General features: G+C 73.7%; 21 protein-coding genes. 2 read left to right on the top strand and 19 right to left on the bottom strand.

What is annotated here, in order from left to right:
• Nucleotides 1–194: 194 nt before the first annotated feature.
• Nucleotides 195–560, top strand: a complete 366-nt coding sequence (locus tag ACWD11_RS16590) for a hypothetical protein (protein WP_389417180.1) — start codon at nucleotides 195–197, stop codon at nucleotides 558–560.
• A gap of 252 nt (nucleotides 561–812) precedes the next feature.
• Here ACWD11_RS16590 and ACWD11_RS16585 read toward each other — a convergent pair whose 3' ends face one another.
• Nucleotides 813–1,229, bottom strand: a complete 417-nt coding sequence (locus tag ACWD11_RS16585) for a peptidoglycan-binding domain-containing protein (protein WP_451283655.1) — start codon at nucleotides 1,227–1,229, stop codon at nucleotides 813–815.
• A 234-nt stretch (nucleotides 1,230–1,463) separates the two neighbouring features.
• On the opposite strand from ACWD11_RS16585, the gene ACWD11_RS16580 reads away from it, so the two are divergent.
• Nucleotides 1,464–3,890, top strand: a complete 2,427-nt coding sequence (locus tag ACWD11_RS16580; RefSeq protein WP_451283653.1) for a polysaccharide lyase 8 family protein — start codon at nucleotides 1,464–1,466, stop codon at nucleotides 3,888–3,890.
• On the opposite strand, the gene ACWD11_RS16575 is transcribed toward ACWD11_RS16580, so the two are convergent.
• The 18 genes from ACWD11_RS16575 to ACWD11_RS16490 form a co-directional block, all read right to left on the bottom strand.
• Nucleotides 3,877–4,707, bottom strand: a complete 831-nt coding sequence (locus ACWD11_RS16575) for an ATP-grasp domain-containing protein (protein WP_389417177.1) — start codon at nucleotides 4,705–4,707, stop codon at nucleotides 3,877–3,879. The two genes, ACWD11_RS16580 and ACWD11_RS16575, sit on opposite strands and share 14 nt — an antisense overlap.
• 74 nt (nucleotides 4,708–4,781) lie before the next feature.
• Nucleotides 4,782–6,251 carry an HAD-IA family hydrolase gene (locus ACWD11_RS16570; protein ID WP_451283651.1) on the bottom strand — a complete coding sequence of 490 codons (1,470 nt, stop codon included), beginning with the start codon at nucleotides 6,249–6,251 and terminating at the stop codon, nucleotides 4,782–4,784.
• 25 nt (nucleotides 6,252–6,276) lie between these two features.
• The gene (locus tag ACWD11_RS16565) at nucleotides 6,277–7,314 is read right to left on the bottom strand and encodes a hydroxyacid dehydrogenase (protein ID WP_389417175.1); all 1,038 of its coding nucleotides are present in this window, start codon (nucleotides 7,312–7,314) and stop codon (nucleotides 6,277–6,279) included.
• Nucleotides 7,315–7,316: 2 nt separating this feature from the next.
• A complete protein-coding gene (locus tag ACWD11_RS16560; RefSeq protein ID WP_451283649.1) occupies nucleotides 7,317–8,240 on the bottom strand; it encodes a carbohydrate ABC transporter permease in 924 nt (307 codons plus the stop codon).
• A complete protein-coding gene (locus ACWD11_RS16555) occupies nucleotides 8,237–9,205 on the bottom strand; it encodes a carbohydrate ABC transporter permease (RefSeq protein WP_389417173.1) in 969 nt (322 codons plus the stop codon). Before ACWD11_RS16555 ends, ACWD11_RS16560 begins: the two co-directional genes overlap by 4 nt.
• 663 nt (nucleotides 9,206–9,868) lie before the next feature.
• On the bottom strand, nucleotides 9,869–11,179 hold the full coding sequence (locus ACWD11_RS16550) for an ABC transporter substrate-binding protein (protein ID WP_451283646.1): 1,311 nt from the start codon (nucleotides 11,177–11,179) through the stop codon (nucleotides 9,869–9,871).
• 124 nt (nucleotides 11,180–11,303) lie between these two features.
• Entirely contained in the window at nucleotides 11,304–12,395 is a 1,092-nt protein-coding gene (locus tag ACWD11_RS16545) for a substrate-binding domain-containing protein (protein WP_451283644.1), read from the bottom strand.
• Between the two features lie 148 nt (nucleotides 12,396–12,543).
• Nucleotides 12,544–13,995, bottom strand: coding sequence for an FAD-dependent oxidoreductase (locus tag ACWD11_RS16540; RefSeq protein ID WP_389417170.1), 1,452 nt, complete (start codon nucleotides 13,993–13,995; stop codon nucleotides 12,544–12,546).
• A 21-nt stretch (nucleotides 13,996–14,016) separates the two neighbouring features.
• Nucleotides 14,017–15,234, bottom strand: coding sequence for a polysaccharide pyruvyl transferase family protein (locus ACWD11_RS16535; RefSeq protein WP_389417169.1), 1,218 nt, complete (start codon nucleotides 15,232–15,234; stop codon nucleotides 14,017–14,019).
• A gap of 292 nt (nucleotides 15,235–15,526) precedes the next feature.
• A complete protein-coding gene (locus ACWD11_RS16530; RefSeq protein WP_451283642.1) occupies nucleotides 15,527–16,588 on the bottom strand; it encodes a glycosyltransferase family 9 protein in 1,062 nt (353 codons plus the stop codon).
• Nucleotides 16,585–18,000, bottom strand: coding sequence for a PfkB family carbohydrate kinase (locus ACWD11_RS16525; protein WP_451283640.1), 1,416 nt, complete (start codon nucleotides 17,998–18,000; stop codon nucleotides 16,585–16,587). The genes ACWD11_RS16530 and ACWD11_RS16525 overlap by 4 nt, the downstream gene beginning before the upstream one ends.
• Nucleotides 17,997–18,626, bottom strand: coding sequence for a D-sedoheptulose-7-phosphate isomerase (locus ACWD11_RS16520; RefSeq protein ID WP_389417166.1), 630 nt, complete (start codon nucleotides 18,624–18,626; stop codon nucleotides 17,997–17,999). The genes ACWD11_RS16525 and ACWD11_RS16520 overlap by 4 nt, the downstream gene beginning before the upstream one ends.
• Nucleotides 18,623–19,858, bottom strand: a complete 1,236-nt coding sequence (locus tag ACWD11_RS16515; RefSeq protein ID WP_451283638.1) for a glycosyltransferase — start codon at nucleotides 19,856–19,858, stop codon at nucleotides 18,623–18,625. Before ACWD11_RS16515 ends, ACWD11_RS16520 begins: the two co-directional genes overlap by 4 nt.
• Complete coding sequence (locus tag ACWD11_RS16510) at nucleotides 19,855–20,817, bottom strand: glycosyltransferase (RefSeq protein WP_389417164.1); 963 nt, start codon at nucleotides 20,815–20,817, stop codon at nucleotides 19,855–19,857. Before ACWD11_RS16510 ends, ACWD11_RS16515 begins: the two co-directional genes overlap by 4 nt.
• Nucleotides 20,814–21,821 (bottom strand): glycosyltransferase family 9 protein, encoded by a 1,008-nt coding sequence (locus ACWD11_RS16505; protein WP_389417162.1) that lies wholly within the window; start codon nucleotides 21,819–21,821, stop codon nucleotides 20,814–20,816. Before ACWD11_RS16505 ends, ACWD11_RS16510 begins: the two co-directional genes overlap by 4 nt.
• On the bottom strand, nucleotides 21,818–22,375 hold the full coding sequence (locus ACWD11_RS16500; RefSeq protein ID WP_389417160.1) for a D-glycero-alpha-D-manno-heptose-1,7-bisphosphate 7-phosphatase: 558 nt from the start codon (nucleotides 22,373–22,375) through the stop codon (nucleotides 21,818–21,820). Before ACWD11_RS16500 ends, ACWD11_RS16505 begins: the two co-directional genes overlap by 4 nt.
• On the bottom strand, nucleotides 22,372–23,367 hold the full coding sequence (locus ACWD11_RS16495) for a glycosyltransferase family 2 protein (RefSeq protein WP_389417159.1): 996 nt from the start codon (nucleotides 23,365–23,367) through the stop codon (nucleotides 22,372–22,374). Before ACWD11_RS16495 ends, ACWD11_RS16500 begins: the two co-directional genes overlap by 4 nt.
• Nucleotides 23,364–24,998 carry a carbamoyltransferase family protein gene (locus tag ACWD11_RS16490; RefSeq protein ID WP_451283634.1) on the bottom strand — a complete coding sequence of 545 codons (1,635 nt, stop codon included), beginning with the start codon at nucleotides 24,996–24,998 and terminating at the stop codon, nucleotides 23,364–23,366. The genes ACWD11_RS16495 and ACWD11_RS16490 overlap by 4 nt, the downstream gene beginning before the upstream one ends.
• Nucleotides 24,999–25,002: the final 4 nt, after the last annotated feature.

The raw sequence follows: 25,002 nt of genomic DNA, 5'->3' as shown, positions 1-25,002 counted from the left end.
TCCGCACGTCACCCCATCCGCCGTGCGCACGCCGTCAGCCCCGCGGGCTCCGCGACGGGCACCCGCAGCCGCCGTCTCCTACCCGCGTCGGCGCCCAGGGTGCTCGGCCGGGCGGTCCCGGTCATCCCCTAGGCCGGGGCCGCCCCGACCTCGTCGGACCACCCTCACGACGCCGCACACCGGAAGCGATCACCATGACCCTGATGACCACGCGGATCACGTCGGACTGGCCCTGCCAGGTCAAGACGCCCGGCACCTACGACTGGGAGCGCTCGGCCGCCAAGTGGCTGCGCGAACTGGTGCCGGCCCGCTACGCCAGCTACCCCGCGCTGATCCGCCACCCCGTGCTGCTCGCCCGCCACGCCCAGCTCCAGGTCCAGCAGGAGATCCGGGTCGCCCGCACCGCGCTGCAGACCGCGCGCGCCGACCTTCCCGCCCTGGGTATGCCGGAGTCGGTCATCGAGCACACGATCAAGCTGTACGCGGCGGAGGTCATGCAGCTGCAGCACATCGCGCGCAGCGTGCGGGCGGTTTCCCAGGCCCTGGCCGAGCGGCGCTGACGTCCGGGCGCGGTCAGTCGTCGTGGCGGTGCCGCCAGTACCAGACGGCGCCCACGACGAGGGCCAGCAGGAAGACGACGGGCAGCACCAGGCCCGGGATGCGGGAGCCGTTCATCGGCAGGGCCTTCGGGTCGGAGCGGGCCGGGCGCCGGGTGCGCGGGGCCCGCTGCCCATGCTGACGCCCGCCGCTCCTTTCGCCGCGCCGTTTTCCGCACCCCTTGCCCGGCGTTCGAGGGGGCCGGACGGGGCGCCTCAGTTGCCGAACGCCGCCGTGCGGGACTCCAGTGCGAGGCGGGTGTCGTCGCCGGGCACGCCGGTCTCGTCGCCGCGGATGCCGTACCAGAGCTGGAAGCGGGCCACGGCCCGGGTGAGGCCGGCGTCGTAGCGGCCGGTGGTGGGGCCCGGGGCGTAGACGTCCGGAACGGTCAGCAGGCGCTGCTGGAGTTCGGTGACCTCGGGGCCGGTGTCGCCCTCGTGGGGGGTGCGGGGGCCGTCGGGGTCGGGGGCGGCCGAGACGGAGGCGGCAGGGGGCTGGGATGCGGCCGGGGGTGGTGGGGGCGCGGCGCCGCTGTCCGGGCGGGCGTCCTGGTCGTGCGGCAGGAGGAGGGCGCCGCCGAAGCCGATCAGGGCCGCGGCGGTCAGGGCTGCGGCGACGGCGGCTCGGGGCAAGGGGCAAGGGGCAAGGGGCAAGGGGCAAGGGGCACCGGGAGCGTCGCGGGGTGCCGGGACCGATGGAGACGGGCGGCAGTTCCTGGGTGTCGTCCTCGGAGTGGCGGGGCGGGGCGGGGCGGGGAGACGGTCTCGTCCGAGGTTCACCCGACCCCTGCCCGTAAAGCGATCGGAACGTTCAATTCAGTCAGAGTTGTTGAGCGTTTGATCGATGGCGTGCTAGAAACCGCCGTCATGACGACTCGTTGGTCCCGTCGCGGCTTTCTGACCGCGAGCACCGCCACCGCCCTCGCCCTCACGCTCTCCGCTCCGGCCGGCGCCGCCGCCGCCGAGGCCGACGAGTTCGCGACCCTGCGGGCCAAGTGGCGCACCCTGTTGCTCGGCGAGGGGTTCAGCCCCACCGCCGAGCCCTTCAAGAGCCGGCTCGCCGAACTGGGCAGCACCGCGAGCCAGTTGCAGTCCTCCATGGCCCCGGCCGCCGGCTCGCTGTGGCCGGACCTGGTCTACGCGGACCCCGAACCCGACACCGACCAGGAGTCCTACGGCTACTCGGGCAACATGGCAGCCAGCTACTACCGGCTCCTCACGCTCGCCCAGGCGTACTGCCAGCCCGGCACCGGACTGACCGGCAACGCCTCCCTCCGGACCGCCGTGCTGACCGGCCTCGACCACCTCCACGCCGAGGTGTACAACGCGACCCGGACCCGGTACGGCAACTGGTACAGCTGGCAGATCGGCGCCCCGCAGGCGCTGCTGGACGTCTGCGTCCTGATGTACTCCTCGCTCACCGCCACGCAGCTCGCCCAGTACTGCGCGGCCGTCGACCACTTCGTGCCCGACTCCGCGGTCGCGAACTACACCGGGACGAGCACCGGGGCCAACCGGGTCGACCTGTGCCGGGTGCTGGCGCTGCGCGGCATCGTCGGGGGCAGCTCCGCCAAGGTGGCGCTCGCCCGGGACGCGCTGTCGCCCGTCTTCCCGTACGTCACCAGCGGGGACGGGCTGTACAGCGACGGATCGTTCGTCCAGCACACCACCGTGCCCTACACCGGCTCCTACGGCTCGGTCCTGCTCGGCGGGCTCGGCATGCTGTTCGCGCTGCTGAACGGGTCGAGCTGGGCGGTCACCGACGCCAAGCGGCAGATCGTGTTCGACGCCGTGGAGAACGCCTGGGCGCCCTTCCTCTACAACGGCCTGGTGATGGACTCCGTGTCCGGCCGGGCGATCAGCCGGGGGGTGGCCGCCTCCGACAGCAAGCGGATCCAGCAGGACGATCACCTGCGCGGTCATCCGATCCTCGCGTCGATCGTGCTGCTCGGACAGGGCGCGAGCGCCACGGAGAACACGCGCTGGCGGGGGCTGGTGAAGGGCTGGATCCAGCGGGACTACTACAGCCCGCCGATGAGCAACCCCTCCCTCGGGCTGACGAACCTGGCCCGCCTGAAGTCCGTCCTGGACGACACGACGATCACTCCGCTCGCCGAACCGACCGGCCACCGGCTCTTCCCCAACATGGCCCGGGCCACCCACCGCCGACCCGGCTGGGCGGCGTCGCTCAGCATGGCGGACCGCAGGATCACCTACTACGAGACCGGCAACGGCGAGAACCTGCGCGGCTGGCACACCGGCTCCGGCATGCTCTCCTGGTGGGGCGACACCTTCGCCAACGGCCAGTACAGCGACGCCTTCTGGCCCACCGTCGACCCCTACCGGCTGCCCGGCACCACCGCCTCGCGCAAGGTCCTCGCGGACGCGGCGGGGGGCGACTGGGGGGCCTCCCTGCCCGACGTGCACTGGGTGGGCGGCGCCACGGACGGGCAGCGGGCGGCGATCGGGCAGTACCTCAAGGGGCTGCAGTCCACGCTGCTGGCGAAGAAGTCGTGGTTCTTCCTCGACGACACCGTGGTCTGCCTCGGCGCCGGCATCCGCAGCACCGACGGCACCGCCGTGGAGACCACCGTCGAGAACCGCAACCTCGGCCCCACCGGCAACACCTCCTTCACCGTGGACGGCACCACCAAGCCGCTCGCCTACCCCTGGTCGGAGACGCTCACCGGCGCCCGCTGGGCGCACATCGGCGGCCACGGCGGGTACGTCTTCCCCGGCGGGGCGACCGTCAAGGCGCTGCGCGAGGCGCGCGACGGCCGCTGGAGCGACATCAACAGAGGCGGCTCCACGGCCGTGATCAACCGCAAGTACCTGACGATGTACGTCGACCACGGCACCGACCCGACCGCCGGCAGCTACGCCTATCTGCTCATGCCGGGCGCCACCGCGGCGCAGACCCAGGCGCGGGCCGCCGCCACCGGCTGGCTCACCGTCCTCGCCAACACCAACGACCAGCAGGGCGTGGCCGTTCCCTCGCTCGGCTTCACCGCCGTCAACTTCTGGTTCGGCGGCACCGCGGGGAACCTCGTGGCGAGCGACCCGTGCTGCGTGATGATCAGTGAGCGCAGTGACGGCACCGCGGTGATCTGCGTCAGCGATCCGATGCGGATGCGGACGGGCCTGACCCTCACCTGGAACCGCGCGGTCGCCTCGGTGACGTCCAAGCCGGCCACCGTGACCTCGGCGACGACCGGCTCCTCCCTCCGGCTCACCTTCGGCGACCTGAGCGGCACCGCGGGCGCCACCCAGCGGATCACCGTCAGGCTCGGCTGAACATCCCGTGCAGGGACGCCTTCAGCGCCACGACGAAGGCGTCCCTGCGCTCCTCGCTGAGCGCGTCCAGCGACAGGTACGGGTTGAGGTCCTCCAGCTCCACCAGCAGCAGCTCCCCGCCCGGGGCGCGGCAGGCGTCGACGCGCTGGATGCCGTGGCCGATGGCGTTCCAGTCGATGAAGCGGCGGGCGAACTCCAGGTCGTCGCCGGTGGCTTCGTACGGCTGGAGCTCCCAGCGCCGCTTCGGGTCCGGGGCGTACAGGGCGTACTGGAAGTCGTGGTCGACGAAGTAGAAGGAGACTTCGTAGGAGAAGTCGATGCAGGGCTGGACGAGGACGGTGCCGTCGGCCAGCTCGCGGGCCCGTCCGGCGGAGACGATCTCCAGGCCGATGGAGTCCGCGCCGAGCTTGGGCTTGACGACATACCGCTCGGCCGCCGGCAGCCGGTCCAGGTCCTGTGCGCGGTCCACGGTCGGGATGACCGGGAAGCCCGCGGCGGTCAGGTCGAGCAGATACCGCTTGCCCGCCATGTCGCCCCGCCCGGTCAGCTCGTTGTAGACGAGCGCCCCGGTGCCGGCCGCGTGCTCGCGGAACGCCTGATAGGCCTGCGGGTACTCCAGGACCGGCCCGCTGTTGCGCACCACGACGGCGTCGAAGCCGTCCATCAGCGCCACCGCCTCGCGCGGATGGCACAGCGCGAGGTCGAAGTCCTCGCGCAGCCGGGAGGTGAGGTGGATGTCCTCGTCGCAGTACCGGCGCCCGCGGGCCGGATAGGCCAGGTCGGTGACGTACAGCAGACGGCGGCGGGCGGACGGCATACGGGCTCCTCGGGGAGGGCGGGAGGCGATCGTAAGCACGCCCCCACGCCCCGAACAAATGTCGGCTTACGGCGTCACAGTCCCGCCGCCCACAGCTCCCGCCTGCCGATTCCCTCCAGGCCCCGGCGTACGGTGCGCCGGACCCCTGGCGCGATCGGCGTGTACGAGGGGACGGCGAGGACGCGGCAGCCGGCGGCCTCGGCGGCGGCGACGCCCGTGGGCGAGTCCTCCACGGCGAGACAGGCGGCGGGGTCGACGCCGAGGGCGCGCGCGGCGGCGAGGTAGGGGTCGGCGGCGGGCTTGGTGCGCGGCGTCTCGCCCTCGGCGACCGTGGTGCGGAACCGGTCGGCGCCGAGCGTCTTCAGGACGGCGTCCACGACCGGGCGCGAGGACGCCGAGACCAGGGCGGCCGGAATGTCCAGCTCCTGGAGCAGGTCGAGGAGGGCCAGGGCGCCGGGCAGTGCGGTGGTCTCGCGCTGGACGGCGGTCAGGAAGCGGGCCTCCAGTTCCTCGGCCAGGGTCCGCGGGTCCTCGGGGCGCAGCAGGGCCGCGGTGTCGGCGGCCGAGCGGCCCAGGGCCTGGAACAGGTCGTCCGGCTCGATGCCCGGAGCGGCCTCGCGGACCGTGCGCAGCCATAGCGACTCGGTGTCCACGAGGGTGCCGTCCATGTCCAGGAGCACGGCGTGCGGGGCGGCCGCGAAGGGCACCCCGTCGAGGGTCCAGTGCCGGTCGGGGTGACGGCCGAGGGCGGCGAACGCCTGGGCGGCGACGTCGGCGTGGCGCAGCGCCCGGGCGGGGGTGCCGATGCCGGGACCCGCTGCGGCCAGCCACGCCGTGCGCTCCACGGCCGTACGGCCGCCGTGGCCGCCCGCGTCGACATGGCCGTGGTCGGTGACGACCAGGACGGTCCAGCGTTCGTCGGCGTACGACGGCCGGGAGCGGACGGCGTCCAGCAGGCGGCCCAGGCGGGCGTCGGCCCGGCGGATCGCGGCCTCGTAGGCCTCGCCGCAGCCCAGGATGTGCGCGGTCTCGTCGGGTGCGCCGAGGTAGACGAAGGAGGCGACCGGATCGTCGGCGCGGTCGGAGGCGTCGGCGAGGACGCGTACCGCCGCCTCGGTGACCTGTTCGTCGCAGCGCTCCCAGGCCTCGGCGGTGTCGGCGGTCGGTGAGACGTACGCGGACCGGGAGGGGGCGGCGAAGAGGGGGCCGCCGGCGCGGGACTGCAGCAGGGGCTCCCAGCCGGCGGCGACGAAGGTGCGCAGACCGTCCTGGACGGCCAGCCGGGTGGTGAAGTCGGGGAAGACGTCGAGGCGGTGGCCGGTGAAGTCGTTGCTCCACACGCCGTGCTGGGCGACCGTGACGCCGGTGACGACGGTCGCCCAGCACGGGCCCGACATGGTGGGCGTCTCCTCGTCCACCTCGACCGGCGCGAGGAAGCCCTCGGCGGCCAGCGCGTCGAGGTGCGGGGTGGCGAGCCGGTTCAGGGTGTCGAGGCGTACGCCGTCGATGCCTACGACCAGGACGCGGTGTGCGGCGCCGGACATGAAGGACCTTTCTCGCGGGGGGTGTTCAGGCCGAGCGGATCAGTTCGTCGGGGGCGACCTCGTACGCCAGGGGCAGGCCCTGGGCGTAGCGGGCGACCTCGTCGACGGCCCAGTCGGTCATCCGGCCGAGTTCGTTGCCCAGGGAGCCGGCGATGTGCGGGGTGAGCAGGACGTTGGGCAGCGTGTACAGCGGCGAGTCGGCCGGGGGCACGTCCGGTTCGGTGACGTCCAGGACGGCGTGGACGCGGCCGGTGACCAGGTGGGCGAGGAGCGCGTCGGTGTCGACGAGGTTGCCGCGGGCGGTGTTGACGAGGGTGGCGCCGTCCTTGAGGAGGGCGATGCGCCGGGCGTCGAACATGTGGTGGGTCTCGGGGAGTTGGGGCGCGTGGATCGACACCACGTCGCCGCGCCGGGCCAGTTCGTCGAGACCGACGAGCTCGACGCCGAGGGCGCGGGCCTCCTGGGCGTCGACATAGGGGTCGTAGAGCAGGACGTCGAGGTCGAAGGGGCGCAGCAGTTCGATGACGCGGCGGCCGATGCGGGAGGCGCCGACGATGCCGACGGTGCGGTGGTAGTTGCCGTGGCCGCTGTAGTACGGCAGCAGGTCGGGGTGGGCGCGGGTGTCGGCGTAGACGCGGGCGACGTCGAGGACGCGCTTGCCGGCGAAGAGGATGGCGGCGAGGGTGAACTCGGCGACGGGCAGGGCGTTCGCGGCGGCCGCGGAGGAGACCGTGATGCCGCGCTGCCAGACGGCGTCCGTGACGTGGTGCTTGACGGAGCCCGCGGCGTGCACGACCGCGCGCAGCCGGGGCATCAGGTCCAGCGCGTCCTCGGTGAGCAGGGGGGCGCCCCAGTGGGTGAAGAGGACCTCGGCGGCGGCGAGTTGACGGGGGTCGGCGGTGGCGAGGTCGGTGACCGCGGCGGTCGTGTCCACGTGCGCCACCGCGCGCAGGCGGGTGAGGGCGGTCCCGTCGAGGAGCTGGCGGTGGATGCCGGCGCCCATGGCCAGGACCGTGTGGGGGCGGGGGGTGCTGTTCAGGGGGGTGCCTTCCGGTGCGGGCATCGTCACTTCACGGCGCCGGCGGTCAGCCCGGAGCGCCAGAAGCGCTGGAGGCAGACGAAGGCGACGATCAGCGGGACGACGGCGACGAGGGAGCCGGTGATGACGAGCGAGTAGAACTCGGGCTGCTGCTGGGTGACGCTGTTCCACATGAACAGGCCGAGGTTGACGGGGTAGAGCTCTTCGTCGTTGAGCATCACCAGGGCGCCGAAGAAGTTGTTCCAGCTGGCGGTGAACGAGAACAGGAAGATGGTCATGAACCCCGGCATCAGCATGGGCAGTCCGATGCGGGCGAAGGTGCGTATCTCGCCGGCGCCGTCGACCCGGGCGGCCTCCAGGACCTCGCCGGGGACATAGCCCTCCGAGAAGACCCGGGCCAGGTAGACGCCGAAGGGGTTGACCAGGGCGGGCAGCAGCAGCGCCCAGTAGGTGTTGACGACGCCGGCCTTGGTGGCCAGCAGGTACATCGGCAGCTGGATGACCGTGGTCGGGACGAGGACGCCGCCCAGGACCAGGCCGAACAGTTTCTCCTTGCCGCGGAAGTCGTACTTGTCGAAGGCGTAGCCGGTGGCGACGCAGATGAAGGTGGAGACGGCGGAGCCGACGACGGAGTAGAGGATGCTGTTGCCGAACCAGCGCAGGTAGATGCCATCGTTGAAGGTGAAGACGCGTTCGAGGTTGGCGAAGAGGTTGAAGTCGCCGAAGGCGAAGCCGGAGGTGGCGAACAGGTCGCGGTGGTTCTTGGTGGCGGCGAAGAGCAGCCAGCTGATGGGCATGAGCGTGTAGAACGCGGCGACGATCAGCACTCCGTTGACGACGCCCTTGGAGAGCAGGGCGCCGGAGGGGCCCCGGCGGCGGGTGGCCGGTGCGCGCTTGGCGGGTGCCTCGGGGCGGGTGGTGGGTGCGGTGTCCTGGGTGAGGGTGCTCATTGCGCGGCCTTCCACCGGTTGCCGATCCGGGTGACGAGGTAGGACAGGGCGACGCCGAGGGCGGCGAGCATCAGCGACGCGGCGGCGGCCAGGCCGTAGTCGTGCTGCACGAAACCGGCCTTCCAGATGTACAGGGTCGGGGACCACTCGGTGTCGATGGAGGGGGCGCCGCGCTGGTTGAGGAGCTTGGGTTCGGTGAAGATCTGGATCGCGCCGACGCAGGTGAACAACACGGTCATCACGACCGCGGAGGCGATCATCGGCACCTTGATCTGGAGGGCCGTGCGCAGGGCGCCGGCGCCGTCCACGACGGCCGCTTCGATCACTTCGCGCGGGACTGCCTGGAGGGCGGCGTAGAAGATGACCATGTTGTAGCCGGTCCACTGCCAGGCGGTCAGATTGACCAGCGAGCTGAGCACATGGTCGTTGCTGTAGAAGTCCCAGGAGCCGCCGAGTGCGCCGATCCAGTCGAGCACCGGGCTCAGACCGGGCGTGTACAGGTAGATCCAGATGATCGAGGCGATCAGTCCGGGGATCGCGTGCGGCAGGAACAGCGCGAGCTGGAAGAACCGCTTGGCGCGGGCGAGCGCGGAGTCCACCAGCAGCGCCAGCGCGAGTGAGCCGCCGATCATGACCGGGATGTACAGGGCGCAGTAGAGCGCGATGTGGGAGAAGGAGGCGCGGAAGCCGGAGTCGGCCAGGGCCTTGGTGTAGTTGCCCAGGCCCGCGAACACCCGCTCGGTGCCGCCGAAGCCGAGTCCGGAGGAGCGCTCCTGGAACAGGCTCATCCACACCGCGTAGACGATGGGAGCGGCCATGACCACGGCGAACAGCACGAAGAACGGGACGATGAACAGGGCGGCGGCGCGGCGCTGACTGCGCCGGAGTCGGGAGGCGGCCGGGGGCCGGGGCGCGGACGCGCGTACGGCCACGGGGCGCACGACTGGGGCGGACGGTGCTGCCACAGGGGCTCCTTGGCGGGGGTGTGGCGGGTGGGCGGGGGGTTGGTGGGTGACGGTGTGAGTGGCTGGGGGTTGGTGGGCGGCGGGGTGAGTGGCCGGGGGTTGGGCGGCGGGGGTAGTACGGCCGCGGGGTCGGGCGAGTGGCTCAGCCGCGGGGCTGGGCGGTGGAGGTGGCTCGGCCGTGGTGTTGGGCCGTGGAGGGGGCTCGGCCTCGGAGTTGGGCGGAGGTGGCTCGGGCGCGGGGCGGGCAGTGCGGAGGGGGTTCGGCCACAGGGTTGGGCGGCGGAGGGGGTTCGGGCGAGGTGACTCGGCCCCGGAGTTCGGCGGAGGTGACTCGGGCGCGCGGGGTGGAGACTGCCGAGGTGGACGGCGGCGGGGTTGGGCGGCGGGAGTAGTTCGGCCGCGGGGCTGGGCGGTGGAGGGGGGTTGGCGAGGTAGCTCGGCCGCGTGGGTCGGGTGGTGCGGGGGTGCCCGGGGCCGTCGGGCGGGTGGTGTCGGGACGGAGGACCGAGGGATCGCGGGCCGCCCGGACGGTGGGGTCCGGCCGGAGGACCGAGGGGGCCGCGGGCCGCCGGGACGGTGGGGTCCGGCCGGAGGACCGAGGGGCCGCGGGCCGCCGGGACGGTGGGGTCCCGGCGGTGCCGGCGTCGGGCTGCGGCCGTGTGACTACTTCGCGAGCTTCAGGCCGCGCTCGGTGATACCGGACTCGGCCTTCTGCTGGCCGGCCTTGACGCCCGAGGTGAAGTCGGACTTGGCGGTCTCGTCCTGGACCGCGGTGTAGACGTCCATCTGGTTCGGGCCCCAGGTCCAGCCGGGCACGATGGTCTCGGCCTGCTCGGAGGCGAGGGCGTAGAGGTCCTGGTCGTTGAGGTAACCGGTGTCGAACTTCGCCGCGGCCACCTCCCGCATCTCGGGGTTGGCCGGCAGGGCGCTGCTGGGCGACTCCAGGTCGGCGAGGCGGGCCTGGACGCCGGCCTTGTCGGTGGTGAGCCAGGTGATGAACTCCGCGGCGGCCTCGGCGTTGTCGCTGCCCTTGAGGACGCCGTAGGAGGTGCCGCCGTAGTTGCCGGTGGCGGCGGTGCCCCAGTTGGGCAGGGGGGCGACGGCCCACTTCCCGGCGAGGTCGGGCATCGCGGTCTTCATGCCGCCCGCGGACCAGGAGGCGCCGAGGAAGGAGAGGGTCTTGCCGGAGGTGCGGGCCTTGGTCTCCTCGGGGCTGTAACCGGTGTAGGACTGCACGAGGTCGTCCTCGATGAGACCGTCCCAGTAGCCGGCGACCTTGTTGGTCGCGGCGTCGTCCACGGCGGGCTTCCAGGCGTCGCCCTCGACGGAGAACCACTTCGCGCCCGCCTGCCAGGACAGGGCGGCCAGCAGCGCGGGGTCGTTCTTCGGCATGGAGGCGAGGCGGACGCTCTTGTCCTGCTTCTTGACCTTCGCGGCGGCGGCCTTGAACTCGTCCCAGGTCTTGGGGACTTCGATGCCGAACTTCTTGAACAGGTCGGTGCGGTAGTAGTACAGCTGCGGGGCCGCGTCGTAGGGGACGGTCCAGGTCTTGCCGCCGAAGGTCACCAGGTCCTGAATGCCCTGCGGGAACTTCGTCTTGACCGTTTCGCCCGCGTGCTCGGTCAGGTCGATCAGATTGCCCTGGCTGGCGAACTCGGGAACCATCTGGTACTCGATGGTGGCCACGTCGGGCGCGTTGCCCGCCTTCACGGCGTTGGCCAGCTTGCTGTAGCCCTCGGTGCCGCTCGGTATCTCGGTGAGCTCGACCTTGATGTCCTTGTGCGTCTTGTTGAACGCGTCGACGGTCGACTTGGCCCCGAGGGTCCAGGTCCAGTAGGTGAGGGTGACCGGCTTGCCGTCGGCGGCGGTGTCGGTCGAGTCGCCGTCGCCGCCACAGGCGGTGGCGAGCAGGCCGAGGGCGGCGACGGCGGCGATTGCGGCGGTGCTGCGGAACGAACGGGTAGTGCGCGTCATGGCACGTCTCCTACGAGACCTCGTACGGAAAGAGGCGGTCGCAGGACATCTTTTGGGTCAGGACGATCGACGTCAAGAGCGTTCGACCAAGACAATCAAAACGATCGCGCAACGAACGTAACGCTCACGGAGTGATCGCTTCGCCGCCGCAGGACGACCGGACCCTCAGCACCGGGAGCAGATCGAGGTGCTGGCCCGGGCCGGGCGGCTGTTCGTTCCGGCGCTCGGCGAGCCGCTGGAGCAGCAGCCTGGCGGCCAGTTCCCCGACCGAGCGCTTGGGCGGGGCGATCGCGGTGAGCGGCACGTCGGACATGCCGGCGACCTCGTCGTCGTAGGCGATGAGCGCGAGGTCGTCCGGGACCCGTACCCCGGCGGCCTGCAGCCGCGGCACCAGCACGATCGCGTCCTCGTCGCTGTGCACCAGCGCCGCCGTGACGCCCCGCTTGTGCACGGCGTCGACGAGGTGGTCGACGCTCGCCTCGTAGTCGCCGTGCTCGCGCACCGCGGGGGCGTCGATGTCGATGTCGAGCCCCAACGCCTGTACAGCGGAGCGGAATCCGGCGGAGATCTGCACCGCGTGCGGGCCCTCCTGGAGCACGGCGGTGATCTTCCGGTGACCGAGGGAGGCGAAGTGGCCGACGGCCACGGCGGCGCCGTGCGCGCGGTCGGTGCGGACCCGGTCCAGGACGGCGGCGGGGTTGCCGGGCGGGGCCGAGCGCTCGACCAGGACGGCCGGGACGTCATGCTCCAGCAGCCACTTCTCCTGGCCGCCCTCGGGCACGCCGCCGAACCAGCTGGGCGCGACGAGCAGCCCCTGCGCTCCCCCGGCGATGAGGTGTTCGGCCTGGACGGAGTCCTCCGCGTCGACGTATCCGGACACCCCGAGGACCAGCCGCCCGCCCTGGGCCGCGACGGCCTCCCGGGCGCCGCGGACGATCTCGGCGAAGATGTAGTTCGTGGTCGGCACGATCATTCCGATCACCGCGCTCCCGGCACCCTCGGAGCGCTCGCGCGGCCCGGCCGCCGTGTCCTCCGGCCAGACCACCGCGCCGTGCAGCCGGTGCACCCGCCCCTGGGCGGCCAGCGCCTCCACGTCCCGTCTCAACGTGACCGCGGAGACGCCGAGTTCGGCGGCGAGTTCCGCGACCCGGATGCTGCGCCGTTCGCGGACGAGCTCGAGCACCCGCTCATGACGCTGGTCGACATGGAGTCGCATGGGGTTCCCCCTGGTCGGTGACAGATCCGGGCGGCGGCATGATCCCGGAGTGCCTTACTCTACGCCCATCATCGTATCGATCGTTTGCGATCAAACGATCAGGGGAGATGCCGTTTCGGAGCGGGAGCGCGGTGGCTCGCCGCTGCCTCTAGTCCTCGCTCGGGGCCGGTTCTCTCGGCTGGAGACGCAGATGGGCGCCCTGGCGCAGGAGGGTGCGCTGGACGAGGTGGTGGGGTACCGCGCGGGGAGTGCGGCCGAGGCGGACGGCGAGGGCGGCGCAGGCGCCGGCGGCCTGGCCGGTCGCCATGGCGATCGGCATGACGCGGTAGGACGAGTGGGCCACGTGAGAGCCGGAGATGCAGCGTCCGGCGACCAGCAGGCGTTCGGTGTCCCGGGGCAGCAGACAGCGCAGGGGGATGTCGTAGAAGCTGCCGCGCGGGACGCGCTTGAGGACGGTGCCGCTGCCCCGGGGGTTGTGGATGTCCACGGGGTAGGCGCCGTGCGCGACGGCGTCGGGGAAGGCCCGCGCCGCGAGGATGTCGTGGCCGGTGAGGTGGTAGTCCCCGAGGATGCGGCGGGTCTCGCGCACGCCGATCTGGACGCCGCTCTGCGCGATGTAGGAGTCCTCGAAGCCGGGCACGCGCCGGCGCAGGAACCGGTCGATCTGGGCCAGTTGACGGCGGGCCAGGAACTCGGCGCGGCTGAGGTCCCACACGTCGGTGCCGAGCGCCCGGGTGACGCGGGTGCTGTTGACGCTGACCTCATGGGGGTGCGGGGTGCCGAAGAAGAGCATGTCCTCGCGGGGCAGGCGCAGTTCACCGGCCTCGGTGGCCTCCCGCACCAGGTCCCACAGCCCGTGCACGCCCCGCCACTGGTCGGGATGGTCCTGGACGTACTCGGCGAACCGCGGCTGGAGGAAGTCGACGACGCGGAACATGAGCGTCATCGGCTGGACGAGCCCGTCCTCCGGGCGTCCGATCTCGTACGGCGCCCCGCAGGCGGCGGCGATGTCGCCGTCTCCCGTGCCGTCGATGACGATCCCGGCGTCGATCACGACCGGGCCCGACTTGGTCTCGAAGACCACGCGCCAGCCGTCGTCGAGGGGCAGCGCGGTGGAGGCGAAGGAGTGGAAGAGCATCCGCACGCCCGCCTCGTCGAGCAGGTCGAGGAGGACGAGTTTGTAGATCTCCGGGTCGAAGGGGACGGTGTAGCCGGTCTCGGGGGACGGCGGCACACAGCCGCCGCGCGCGGTGAGCCGGTCCAGCAGCACCCACAGGAATCCCGCCACCACGGACTCGCCCTCGCCGTGGTCGGTGGGCAGCAGCCGGCCGAGCCGGCCGGAGTCGTCGAAGACGGCCTGTTTCTGCTCGTTGTGGAACGACATCAGCGGCATGACGAGCGCCACGGTGGCATTGCCGCCGAGAAAGCCGTAGCGCTCCACGAGGACGACGTCGGCGCCGGCCTCGGCCGCCGCGTACGCCGCCGCGGTCCCGGCCGGTCCGCCGCCGACGACCAGCACGTCCGTCCGGCCGCCGTGGCGGGCCGGACGGGGCGGGAGGGTGACGGTCCGGTCGGGCTCGGGCGGGGTGAGGATCGGCATGGGGGCTCCCGTCGGGGGCGGTCAGGCCGGTGGCGCCTGCGGGCCGGTCAGGCTCAGATGGGCGTGTTCGGCGTGCTGTGCGCCGCCCGTGCCGCCGTCGAGGCTGTCCAGCAGGGTCCCGCAGCGCACGCAGGTCTCCCGGGCCAGCGTCTGCAGGCCGTGCACCCGGTTCCTCAGGTCGTCCTGGCGCAGCGGGAACTCGTCCCAGAGCCGGTCCACCTCCGCCAGCAGCAGTCCGGCCTGCTCCCGCGCCACGCCGACCAGGGCGGGCGCGCCGGTACGGCGGGCGAAGTCGAAGACCTTCCCGGAGTACGGCAGCGGCAGCACGGGGAGCCCGGTGAGCGCGGCGAAGATCACGACGTGCAGGCGCATGCCGACGACGATGTCCAGGTGGCTCATGAAGCCGAGGATCTCGCCGGGGCTGTAGGAGTTGTTGAGGATGCGTCCGCGGTCCGGGGCGCTCATCCGGGACAGCACACCGTGGGCGTGCCGTACGTCCTGGCGTTCCATCGGGACGAAGACGACGTGTGCCTCCAGGCGCCGGGCCAGGAAGTCGGCGACGTCGGCGAGCAGGGCGTGGTAGTCGGCCTCGTCGAGCTTCTCGGCCGCTCTGCCGGGTTCCCGTACGGACATGCCGACCAGCCGGGCGTCCAGGGGCAGCCCTTCCTGCCGCATCATCTGCTCGGTGAAGGGCTCCGGCGGCAGGAGCAGTGCCGGGTCGGCGGTGACGGTGAGGTCGCGCTCGATGCCGACCTCCTCCAGGACCAGGCGGGACTCCTCGTCGCGGACCACGATGTCGGTCATCTCCGGGATGACGGCGCGGACGGCCTCCCGGTCGTCGGCGTCGCGCAGGGGGCCGGCGCCGACGGCGTAGGCGAAGGTGGGCACCCCGCGTTCGTGCGCCGCCCGTACCAGGCGCAGATAGCGGCGCGCCTCGCCGTCGTAGAGGATGCCGCCGCCGCCGAGGACCAGCAGGTCCAGGCTGCCGAGGGTGTCGAGCACGGGCTTTTGCGGGACGCCCTCCCAGTCCACGACCTCATCGGCCTGCGGCTGGTGGATGCGGGTGTGCTCGGCGTTGCGGCTGAAGACGACGAGCCGGGCGTGCGGGCGGTGGGCGCGCAGGCAGCTCATGATGCACTTGAGGATCGCCTCGTCGCCGGTGTTGCAGCCGCCGTAACTGCCGAGCAGGCCGATCCGCAGGTCCGGCGGAGCAGTCGGCTCGAGGTGGTCGTAGGTCATCCGGAGCTCCTGTTACGACGGAGGTGCGGGACCCGGGGGCCGGGCACGTGGCTGCGGCTGGGTCCGGTGGTCGAAGCACGCCCTCATGGCGTCGGGCCCGGGGTTGCCCGGGCGCTGCGGGAACGATCTGACGGCGGGCCTGGCCGACAGCGGTGCGGCCTTAGGGACAGTATGGGTGGCAATGTGCCGCGCGTCTTTTCCGCGGCGGCGGGTTTCTCGGCGGGTACCCACGCGGTGACGATGCCGGGTCACACTCCTTGGCATCCGTGTGGCATCCCGTGCGGAAGGGGGATCACCCCGGTGGCGGTACGGCCATCCCGTGCGGATCGACCCGGGTCTGCGTCTCTTCGCCCAGTGCGTCGGCGTGCAGCAGGGTCAGTGCCGCGGTGGCGACCTCGGAGGTGGTGATCCGCAGCAGTTGGGGGTCGGGAACGTCGCCGTGCGGATCGCCGGGGGGTCCCGGTTTCCACAGGGCGATGTGGCGGGCGAGGGGCGGCGGGCCCCACAGCTGGGGCGCCACCGGTCCGAAGAGCGTCACCGAGGGCGTGCCGTGGGCAACGGCCAGGTGGGCGAGTCCGGTGTCGCCGCTGATGACGAGCGGCGACCCGGCGATGAGCGCGGAGAGTTCGCCGTAGGGCAGGCCCCCGCTCAGTACGTCGCGCCGAGGCAGCCCCGCGCCTCGGGCGACGGCGCCGACCAGGGCGTCCTCGGCGGGCCCGCCGGTGACGACCACCCGGTGCCCGGCGGCGCGCAGTCGGTGTGCCACCTCGGCGTACCGCTCGTGCGGCCAGCGGCGTGCGGCGGCCTCCGCGCCCGGGTGGACGACGACCGCTCCCGGCGCCGGGGAGGGCGTGGTGGGGGCGGGCAGCCGGAGGTCGCCCGGGTCGGCGGCGATGCCGTAGGAGGCCAGGAAGCGGCACCATCGTTGCCGCTCGTGCTCGTCGGGCCGCCACACGGGGGGCCGGGTGGGGGCGGCGTGGGCCAGGAGCCGGCGGGGAGTGAGGGCGGCGAGCGCGTCGCGGCTGGCCGGGCCGTTGCCGTGCAGGTCGATGGCGATGTCCGGCGGCGGCCCGGCCCAGTGGTCCAGCGACGGCACCGCCCGGCCCGGTGCCTCGGCGGGCAGGACGTCGTCGACGGCACCGGTGGTCAGCGCCGCCTCGCGGAGCGCGGGAGGCAGCGCCAGCACGACGTGGTGCCCGGCGAAGGCCCGCCGTATTCCCCGCAGGGCGGGTACGGCGGCGAGCAGGTCCCCGAGGCCCAGCGCCCGCAGCACGAGCAGGCGGGGCTGCGAGGGCGTACCGATCCCCGCACCCGGTACCCCCTCGCGCCGCGCGGACCCGCGTCGCTCGGTCACCGTCGCCTCCGTGCCGGGGTGGCCGTGGAGGGGGTCAGGGCCGCCCGTTCGGCGATGCCGGTGGTGGAGCGGCCGTCGAGGTAGGGGAACAGGACGACCTGGCCGCCCCAGCTCTCCACCAGCGGGGTCTCCGGCAGCGGGGTGCGGGCGTAGTCGCCGCCCTTGGCCCAGATGTGCGGGCGCAGTTCGCCGAGGAGGCGTTCGGGGGTGTCCTCGTCGAAGACGGCGACCGCGTCCACGCACTCCAGGGCGCGCAGCACCCGGACCCGGTCGGCGACCGGGACGAAGGGGCGTCCCCCGCCCTTGCGGCGGCGTACGGACGCGTCCGAGTTGACGCACACCACCAGGCAGTCGCCGGTGCGCCGGGCGGCCTGCAGCAGGGCGACATGCCCGGCGTGCAGGAGGTCGAAGCAGCCGCCGGCGGCCACCACGGTGCCGCCGGCGGCCCGGACCCGGGCGGCGGTGCGCAGCGCGTCGTCCGTCGGTTCCGGCTCGGCGGGGCGGGCGGCGGGGTCCGGGGTCACATGGACGGACCCGGCACCGCCTTCGGCGACGTACCGGGTGGCGGCGTGCACGGCACCCCGTACGGCCGTCTCGACGATCTCGCCGTCCGCGAGGAGTCCGGCGGCGGTCGCCGCGAACCGGTCCCCCGCGCCGCAGGCGTCGCCCTCCGCGGTGACCGGCGACGGCACCAGCAGGGGGGTGCCGCCGTGCGAGAGCAGGGCGCCGCGGCCGCCCAGCGTGACGGCCACCGAGGCGGCCCGCCACAGGTGCACCAGCCGGTCGGCGTCCTGGGCGGCGGCGTGCAGCTCGCCGCCCGGCCGGGCCTCGGCGTCGCGGCGGGCGAAGGCCTGCGCCTCGCTCGCCGAGGGTGTCGCGAGCCGTACGCCCGCCACCGGCTGATGCCCGCGCGGGTGCGGATCCCAGACGACGGGGACCCGTCCGGCCGCGTCGGTGAGGGGGTCGCGCAGGGCGTCGGCGGTGCCGCGGCCGTAGTCGGCGACGAGGACGGCCGACGCCTCGGCGACGGCCTGGCACGCCTGCCGGGTGCTCTCGCGGGTCCGGCCGTCGCCGTCGTCCAGGCGCAGCAGGGGCCGGTCGTCGGCGAGGACGCGGGTCTTGCTGGACAGGGCTCCGGTGAGCGGCAGTTCCACCAGGTGGACCCGGCCGGCCAGCAGCCGGCGCAGGGTGGCGCTGGCGGGGTCGTCGCCCAGCGCGGTGACCAGGGTGACCGGCCGGCCGTCGGCGGCGGCCAGGCAGGCGGCGAGTGCCGCTCCGCCGGGGCGGGTGGCGCGCCGGGTGTCGCTGACGACGGGCACGGGTGCGTCGGGGGCCAGGCGCTCGACCCGGCCGCAGATGTCGTGGTCGAGGAGGGCGTCCCCGACGACCAGCAGGGGGGCGGCGGCGCTCATGTGACCTCCCCCGCCGCGTCCTGGGTGACGAAGGCCCAGGGCTCCGCGTGCCGGGGCGCTCCGACGGTCCGGTCGAAGTACTCGCAGAGCATGTGGACGGCGACCAGGTGCAGTTCCTGGACGGTGGCCGACGTCGCCGCGGCCACGCACAGGGTGTCGTCGGCGGCGTCGGCCAGGGGGTTGGGGGCGGGGCCGGTGAGCGCCCACACCGTCATGCCGTGGCGGTGTGCCTCGCTCGCCGCGACGAGGAGGTTGTCGCTGGCACCGCTGGTGGACAGCAGCATCAGCACGTCACCGGAGCGGCCGTGCGCCGCCACCTGCCGGGCGAAGATCTCCTGGACGCCGTAGTCGTTGGCGATGGCGGTGGTGGAGGAGGTGTCGGCGTGCAGGGCGAGCGCGGAGAACGGTGGCCGGTCGTCGCGGTAGCGGCCGACCAGTTCGGCGGTCAGGTGCTGGGCCTGGGCGGCGCTGCCGCCGTTGCCGGCGACGAGCAGCCGGGAGCCCGCGCCGAGGCGGGCGGCCAGGTCGGTGCCCCAGCGTTCCAGGCGCGGGCCGCCGTAGTCGCGGAACCCTTGGAGGGCCCTGATCAGGGCGTCGCAGTGGGTGACGTCGGTGGCGAGTGTCATCGGACGGCTCCCGAGAGCGAGGGGACGGAGGAGACAGCGCTGTAGGCCCGGGTCACGCCGTCGGCCACGCGGTCCCAGGTGTAGTGGTCCAGCACCCGGCGCCGTCCCTGTTCGCCGTAGTGGGCGAGCAGGTCGGGGTCGTCCAGGAGGCGGCGGATCGTGCCGCTGAGGTCGTGGTCGCCGTCGGGCGGGACCAGTTCGCCGGTGACGCCGTGCACGACGGTGTCGAGCTGGCCGCCGACGGCCGTGGCGAGGACGGGGGCGCGGCAGGCCATCGCCTCGACCGGGACGATGCCGAACGGTTCGTAGCGGGGCAGGGACAGCACCAGGTCCGCGCTGGACATCAGCTGGGGCATCCGGTCGGGGCTCACCCCGCCGAGCAGGGTGACCCGGTCGGCCACGCCGTGCTCCTCGGCGAGGGCGCGCAGCCGCTCGGCCTCCGGTTCGGCGGTCAGGAGGGCGGGGTCGGGGCCGCCCGCGATGAGGAGTTCGGTGTCGGGGACGCCGGCCAGGGCGCGGATCGCGCGGTCGAAGCCCTTGCGGGGCACGAGCCGGCCGACGGCGAGGAGCCGCCGGGGTGCTGCGGCGGACCGCCGGGCGTCGGCGACCGGCGCGAACCGGTCGGGGTCGACTCCGCAGGGCACGACCGTGATCCGGTGCCGGGGCAGGCCCATGGCGACGAGTTCGGCCACCTCGTCCCGGCAGGTGGCGAGGATCAGGCCGGCCGCGCGGCCGACGGCCTTCTCGATGGCGACGCGTTCGGGCGGGCTGGTGTCGGCGGCGCCCTGGTGGCGCCGCTTCACGGTGCCCAGCGCGTGGTAGGTCTGCACGACGGGCACCCCGAGGCCCTTCGCCCCGGTGAGCGCGGCCCATCCCGACATCCAGAAGTGGGCGTGCACCACGTCGGGGGGTGCGGCCGCCCACTGGCGGGCCAGGAACTGACCGAACTCCGGTATGCAGGACGGAAGTTCGTCCTTGGGGACCGGGGCGGGCGGTCCGACGGGCACATGGACGACGCGGAATCCGTCGGGTGTGGTGACGTGGTCCGGGAGCCGGGGGTCGTCCCGGCGGGTGTACACGACCACGTCGTAGCCCCGGCGGGCCAGCCGGCCGGCGAGTTGTGCCACGTACACGTTCTGGCCGCCCGCGTCGGGACCGCCGAGGGCGGCCAGGGGGCTCGCGTGCTCGGACACCATGGCGACCCGGCGGGCCGGAGGGTGGCTGGCACTCATCGGGTGACCTCCTTGATCAGGCGTTCCCAGTCGTCCCGGAAGCGCCGTTCTCCGTAGCGGGCCTGTGCCGCAGACCTGGCGGCCTCCCCTGTCAGGCGGGCGTCCACGGGATCCGCGAGGAATCCGCGCAGGGCGTCCCGCAGGACGTCGAGCCGGTTGGACACCACCCCGGCCCCCTCGGGGACGGCCTCGCGCACCTCGGTGGTGTCGAGGGCCACGACGGGCATCCCGAGGAACATCGCCTCCAGCAGGGACAGTCCGAGGGATGTCCAGCGGACGGGGTGGAGGTACATGCGGCAGCGCGCCATCTGCCGGTGCAGCGCGCTCTGCGGCAGGTCGCGGCTGCGCAGGAGGTCGGGCGGCAGACCGAGGTGGCCGGCGAGCCCTTCGGTGCGCATGCCGAACACGTCGAGCGGCACGGCGCGGGCGAACTCCGGCAGCAGGTCGGTTCCGGTCGTACGGCCGCGGCGCAGGGGTTCGTTGACGACGACCGCGGCGCGCGGCTCCTCGCCGGTCCACAGGTGCCCGGGGTCGATGATCCCGTGCTCGATCACGGTGCTCGGTGCCTTGCCGTTGTCCCACATCAGGCGGTTGAAGTGGGTGACATGGACGACGGGGATGTCGCTGCGGCCGGCCAGCGGGTGGCGGGTGTCCACGGCCGACTCGTGCGGGCTGTTGTGCTCGACGTAGACGGCGGGGACGTCGATGCCGGGCCGGCGGCCGGTCCAGCGCAGGGCGAGGTCGAGTTCGTGCGGCCGTTGCAGCACCATCAGGTCGATGTCGGCCTCGCGCAGCTCGTCGGGGGTCAGTTCCCGTACCGTGGACGGCCATTGCCAGGTGCGGGCCCGCCCGAGGCCGTCGGGTCCGCGGTCGGGGGTGACCGGGACCAGGAAGGTGTAGGGGCCCTGCACGAACGCCGTCAGCCAGGATCCGTGCACATGCCAGACGAGGATGTTCATGGGCTCTCCTCAAGGAGTTTGTGCACCGCGGCCACCACGTCCTGGCCGGTCACCTCGTCCAGGCAGGGGTGGCCCGGTACGGGGCACCGGCGGGCCCTGCTGTCCGCGCACGGCGCTCGCTGGTCGCCGAGGAGGACGCAGGGCACCCCGTACGGCGCCCACCGCTCGGCCGGTACCACCGGCGCGAACAGGGAGACGACCGGAGTGCCCACGGCCGCGGCCAGATGGGCGGGGCCGGTGTTGCCGCAGACGACGGCGTCGGCGATGCGCAGGACACCGGCGAGGGTCCGCGGGTCGGTCCTGCCGCCGAGGTCCACGGCGGTGTCGCCGCTGACCTTGCGGGTCAGGCCCACCTCGTCGGGCCCGCCGGTGACGACGACCCGGTGGCCCGCCTCACCGAGGAGTGCCACCGTCTCCGCGCAGCGGTCGGGGCTCCAGGCACGGGCGGGGGCGCTCGCGCCGGGGTGGACGACGACGTAGGGGCCGTTGCCGGTGAGCGCGATGGTGTCGGGGGTGGGGACGACGCGCAGCCGGCCGTCGTCGCCGGGGGGCGGGAGCCAGCCCATGGCGGCGGCGGTGTCGAGGGCGGCCTCGGCCTCGTGGCGGCCGGGCAGCCGCTGGTGGCGGACGTCGAGGAGGCGGCCGGGGTGGTCGACGCTGTCGGCGCCGATGCGTGCCACCCCGGCCAGGCGCAGCAGCAGGGCGGTGGGCAGGGGGCTCTGGTGGAAGGAGGTGAGGACGAGGGCGGTGTCGAACGCCGCGTCCCGCAGGCGCCGGATCAGGCCCTCGGTGTCGGCCGCCGCCACGGTCGGCGGGTCGAAGCCCTCCCAGGGGGCCTCCCACACCATGACGTCGGTGACGCCGGGCAGCAGCCGGGCGGCGGGTTCGCCGCGCGGGCCGCACAACATGGTCACCTCGGAGCAGTGCGCCGCGACCGCGCGCACCGCCGGCCCGGCGAGCAGCACGTCGCCGAAGCTGTCGAGCCGGACGACCAGGGCCTTCACCGGCGATCACCCGGCCCTTCGCCGAGCAGCCGGCGCACGGCCGTGAGCAGGTCGGGGGCGGTGCTGGGGGCGGTCGCGGTCTCCTGCGGCCGGGTGGCGGCGTTGGGTACGAGTACGGCCCGGGCGCCCGCGGCGTGCGCGGCCTGGACGTCGGCGCCGATGTCGCCGATCACCACGCAGTCGGCGGGCGCCACCCGCAGCCGCCGGGCGGCTTCGACGACGAGTCCGGGGCGCGGCTTGCGGCAGTCGCAGCCGGCGTCCGGAGCGTGCGGGCAGTACACCCAGGTGTCGAGGCCGCCGAGGAGGGCGTCGGCGCGGTCATTGACGCGGTGGACGTCGGCGTGGGTGAGCAGGCCGCGGCCGATGCCGGACTGGTTGCTGACCACGCCGGTCGCGACGCCCGCGGCGCGCAGCAGGTCCAGGGCCTGCCGGGCACCGGGCAGCGGGCGCACCCGGTCGGGGTCGCCGTTGTAGGGGACGTCCTCGACGAGGGTGCCGTCGCGGTCGAAGAGGACGGCGGCGGGCCGGTTCGGGTCACGGGGCCGGGTGTTCACGGGGTGCTCCTGAGGGCCGTGGCCCCGCGGTGGCGTACCAGCCCGTGCAGCCAGTGGCGCACCGCGAGCGGCGGGATGACCACGCTGGTGGAGACCATGGCGGTGATCTCCCGGGCCGTGCACGGTCCCGGCCGGATGCGGGCGAGCGCGAACTCGGCGGTGCCCAGCGCCCACAGCGTCCCGGCGATCCGCGCGGCGCGCCGCCGGCCGGCCAGCGCGAGCAGGGGGGCGGTGAGCGCCAGGGAGGTGACCAGGGCGTGCCGGGGCAGGCGTCCGCGCGGGGCCTCGGCACGCGACCACCAGTCGGGGCCGTGCAGCCGGGTCATCAGGGCGTCGTCGGCGTTGCCGCGCTGGGCCCGCACCGATGCCCAGGCGCCCTCGGGGCGTACCGGGTGGCGGGTGGTGCGCTCGCCCCGGTGCAGCGTCCAGCCGGCGTCGCGCACCCGCAGGGCCAGGTCGGCGTCCTCGCGGAAGGCGCGGCCGAACCGCTCGTCGAATCCGCCGACCTCGACGAGGGCCGCCGTGCGGTAGGCCATGTCGGCCGTGGCCCAGGCCGCGTTCTCCAGTCCGGCCGTGCCGCGTTCCCAGTCGGTGGGCCGCCGGTCGTCGGGCAGGGGTACGCGGAGCCGTCCCTGGACGCCGCCGGTGCCGGCGTCGGCCGCGGCGAGGTCGTCGGCGAGGCGGCGGGACCAGTCGGGCAGCACCTGGACGTCGTCGTCGAGGAAGACCGTCCACGGGCTGCTGACGGTGCGCCATCCGGCGTTGCGGGCGGCGGCCGGACCGCGGCCGCCGGTGCGCAGGGTCCGCACCCGGCTCCACAGCACCCCGGCCGCTTCCCGCGGCAGTTCGGCGGCGGGGGACGGACGGTCGTCGACCAGGACGACCTCCTCGGGCGGGTGGTCGCCGGCCGCGGCGAGCGCGCGCAGGCAGTCGGCCAGGCAGGGGCGGCCGATCGTCGGGATGACGACGGAGTAGGCGGGTTCGCCGGTCATGCGAACACCTCCTTGCGGCGGATCGCGTACGGGCCGAGGGCGAGCAGGTCCACGGGCGCGGAGCCGAAGCACTCCAGGGCGTCCCGCGGGTCGTCGACCATGGGGCGGCCCGCCGTGTTGAGGCTGGTGTTGACGACGACGGGCAGGCCGGTACGGCGCTCGAATCCGTCGATCATGCGGGCCACGAGCGGTTCGTCGCGCCGGTCCACGGTCTGGATGCGGGCCGTTCCGTCCACGTGGACCACGGCCGGGATGCGGTCGCGCCAGGCGGCGGCGACCTCGTGCACGAACAGCATGTGCGGGCTGGGCAACGGCCCGTCGAACAGCTCCGCGGCCCGTTCCGCCAGCACCATCGGGGCGACCGGGCGGAACTCCTCGCGCCCCTTCACGGCGTTGAGGCGTTCCAGGTTCCCGGCGCGGCCGGGGTGGGCGAGCAGGGAGCGATGGCCGAGGGCGCGCGGGCCGTATTCGCTGCGGCCCTGGAACCAGGCCACGACGGCGTCCTCGGCGAGGGCCGCGGCGACGGTCTCGGCGATGTCGTCGGGTTCCTCGTAGGGCACGGCCGCGCTCTCCAGCCAGGCCCGCAGTTCGGCGTCGCTCCAGCCGCGGCCGAGGGCCGCGGTGGGCATCGGCTCCACGGTCTCCTTCTGATGGGCGACATGGAGCGCGGCGCCGAGCGCGGTGCCCGCGTCACCGGCGGCGGGCTGCACCCAGATGTGCCGGAAGGGGGTCTCCCGGTACAGGCGGGTGTTGGCGACGCAGTTGAGCGCGACACCGCCGGCCATGGTCAGGACGTCCTCGCCGGTACGGTCGTGCAGCCAGCGGGCGAGCCCGAGCATGACCTCCTCCAGGCAGGCCTGGGCGCTGGCGGCGATGTCGGCGTGCTCCTGCGTCCAGCCGCTGCCCTTCGCCCGCGCCGGCACCAGTTCCTCCCAGGGCACGGGACGGGCCCTGAACCCGCCCTCGCCGTCCAGGTGGACGTAGACGCGCAGCCGGTCCAGGAAGCGGGGCTCGCCGTAGGAGGCCAGGGCCATCACCTTGAACTCGTCGCTGCTGCGCAGGAATCCGAGGTGCTGGGTGAGGTCCTCGTAGAACAGGCCCATGGAGTCGGGCAGGGACTGGGAGCCGAGGATCGTCAGCTCGCGGTTGGCGTAGCGGCCCGCGAGATGGGAGCCGCATTCGCCGCGCCCGTCCAGCACCAGGACCGCGCTGTCGGGGTACGGGGCCGCCTGCCCGGCGGAGGCGGCGTGGGCCACGTGGTGCGCGACGAAACGGATTTTGCCGGCGTCGAGGCCGGGCAGCGCCTCGGCGAGGAACTCGGGGGCGCGGCGGGCGTATTCCTGCCGCAGCGCGTCCCAGGGGTCGTGCAGTCCCAGCTGGTCCGCCGGGCGGGCGAGTTCGGGGTCGTAGGAGTAGGCCACCGCGTCCAGGTCCGCCGGGCTCAGGCCGGCCTGGTCCAGACACCAGCGGGCGGACAGTTCGGGCAGTTCCCAGGCGGAGAAGGGGACGGGGCGCTTGCCGTGCTTGCGCCGGCTGAAGCGCTCCTCCTCCGCCGCTGCCACGATCCGGCCGTCCACGACGAGAGCGGCGGCGGGGTCGTGGAAGAGAGCGTTGATTCCCAGGACACGCATGCGA

This window comes from Streptomyces sp. NPDC002776 (assembly GCF_053592195.1).
The sequence above is the reverse complement of the archived record's forward strand: the minus strand, read 5'-3'. Positions and strand labels throughout refer to the sequence as shown.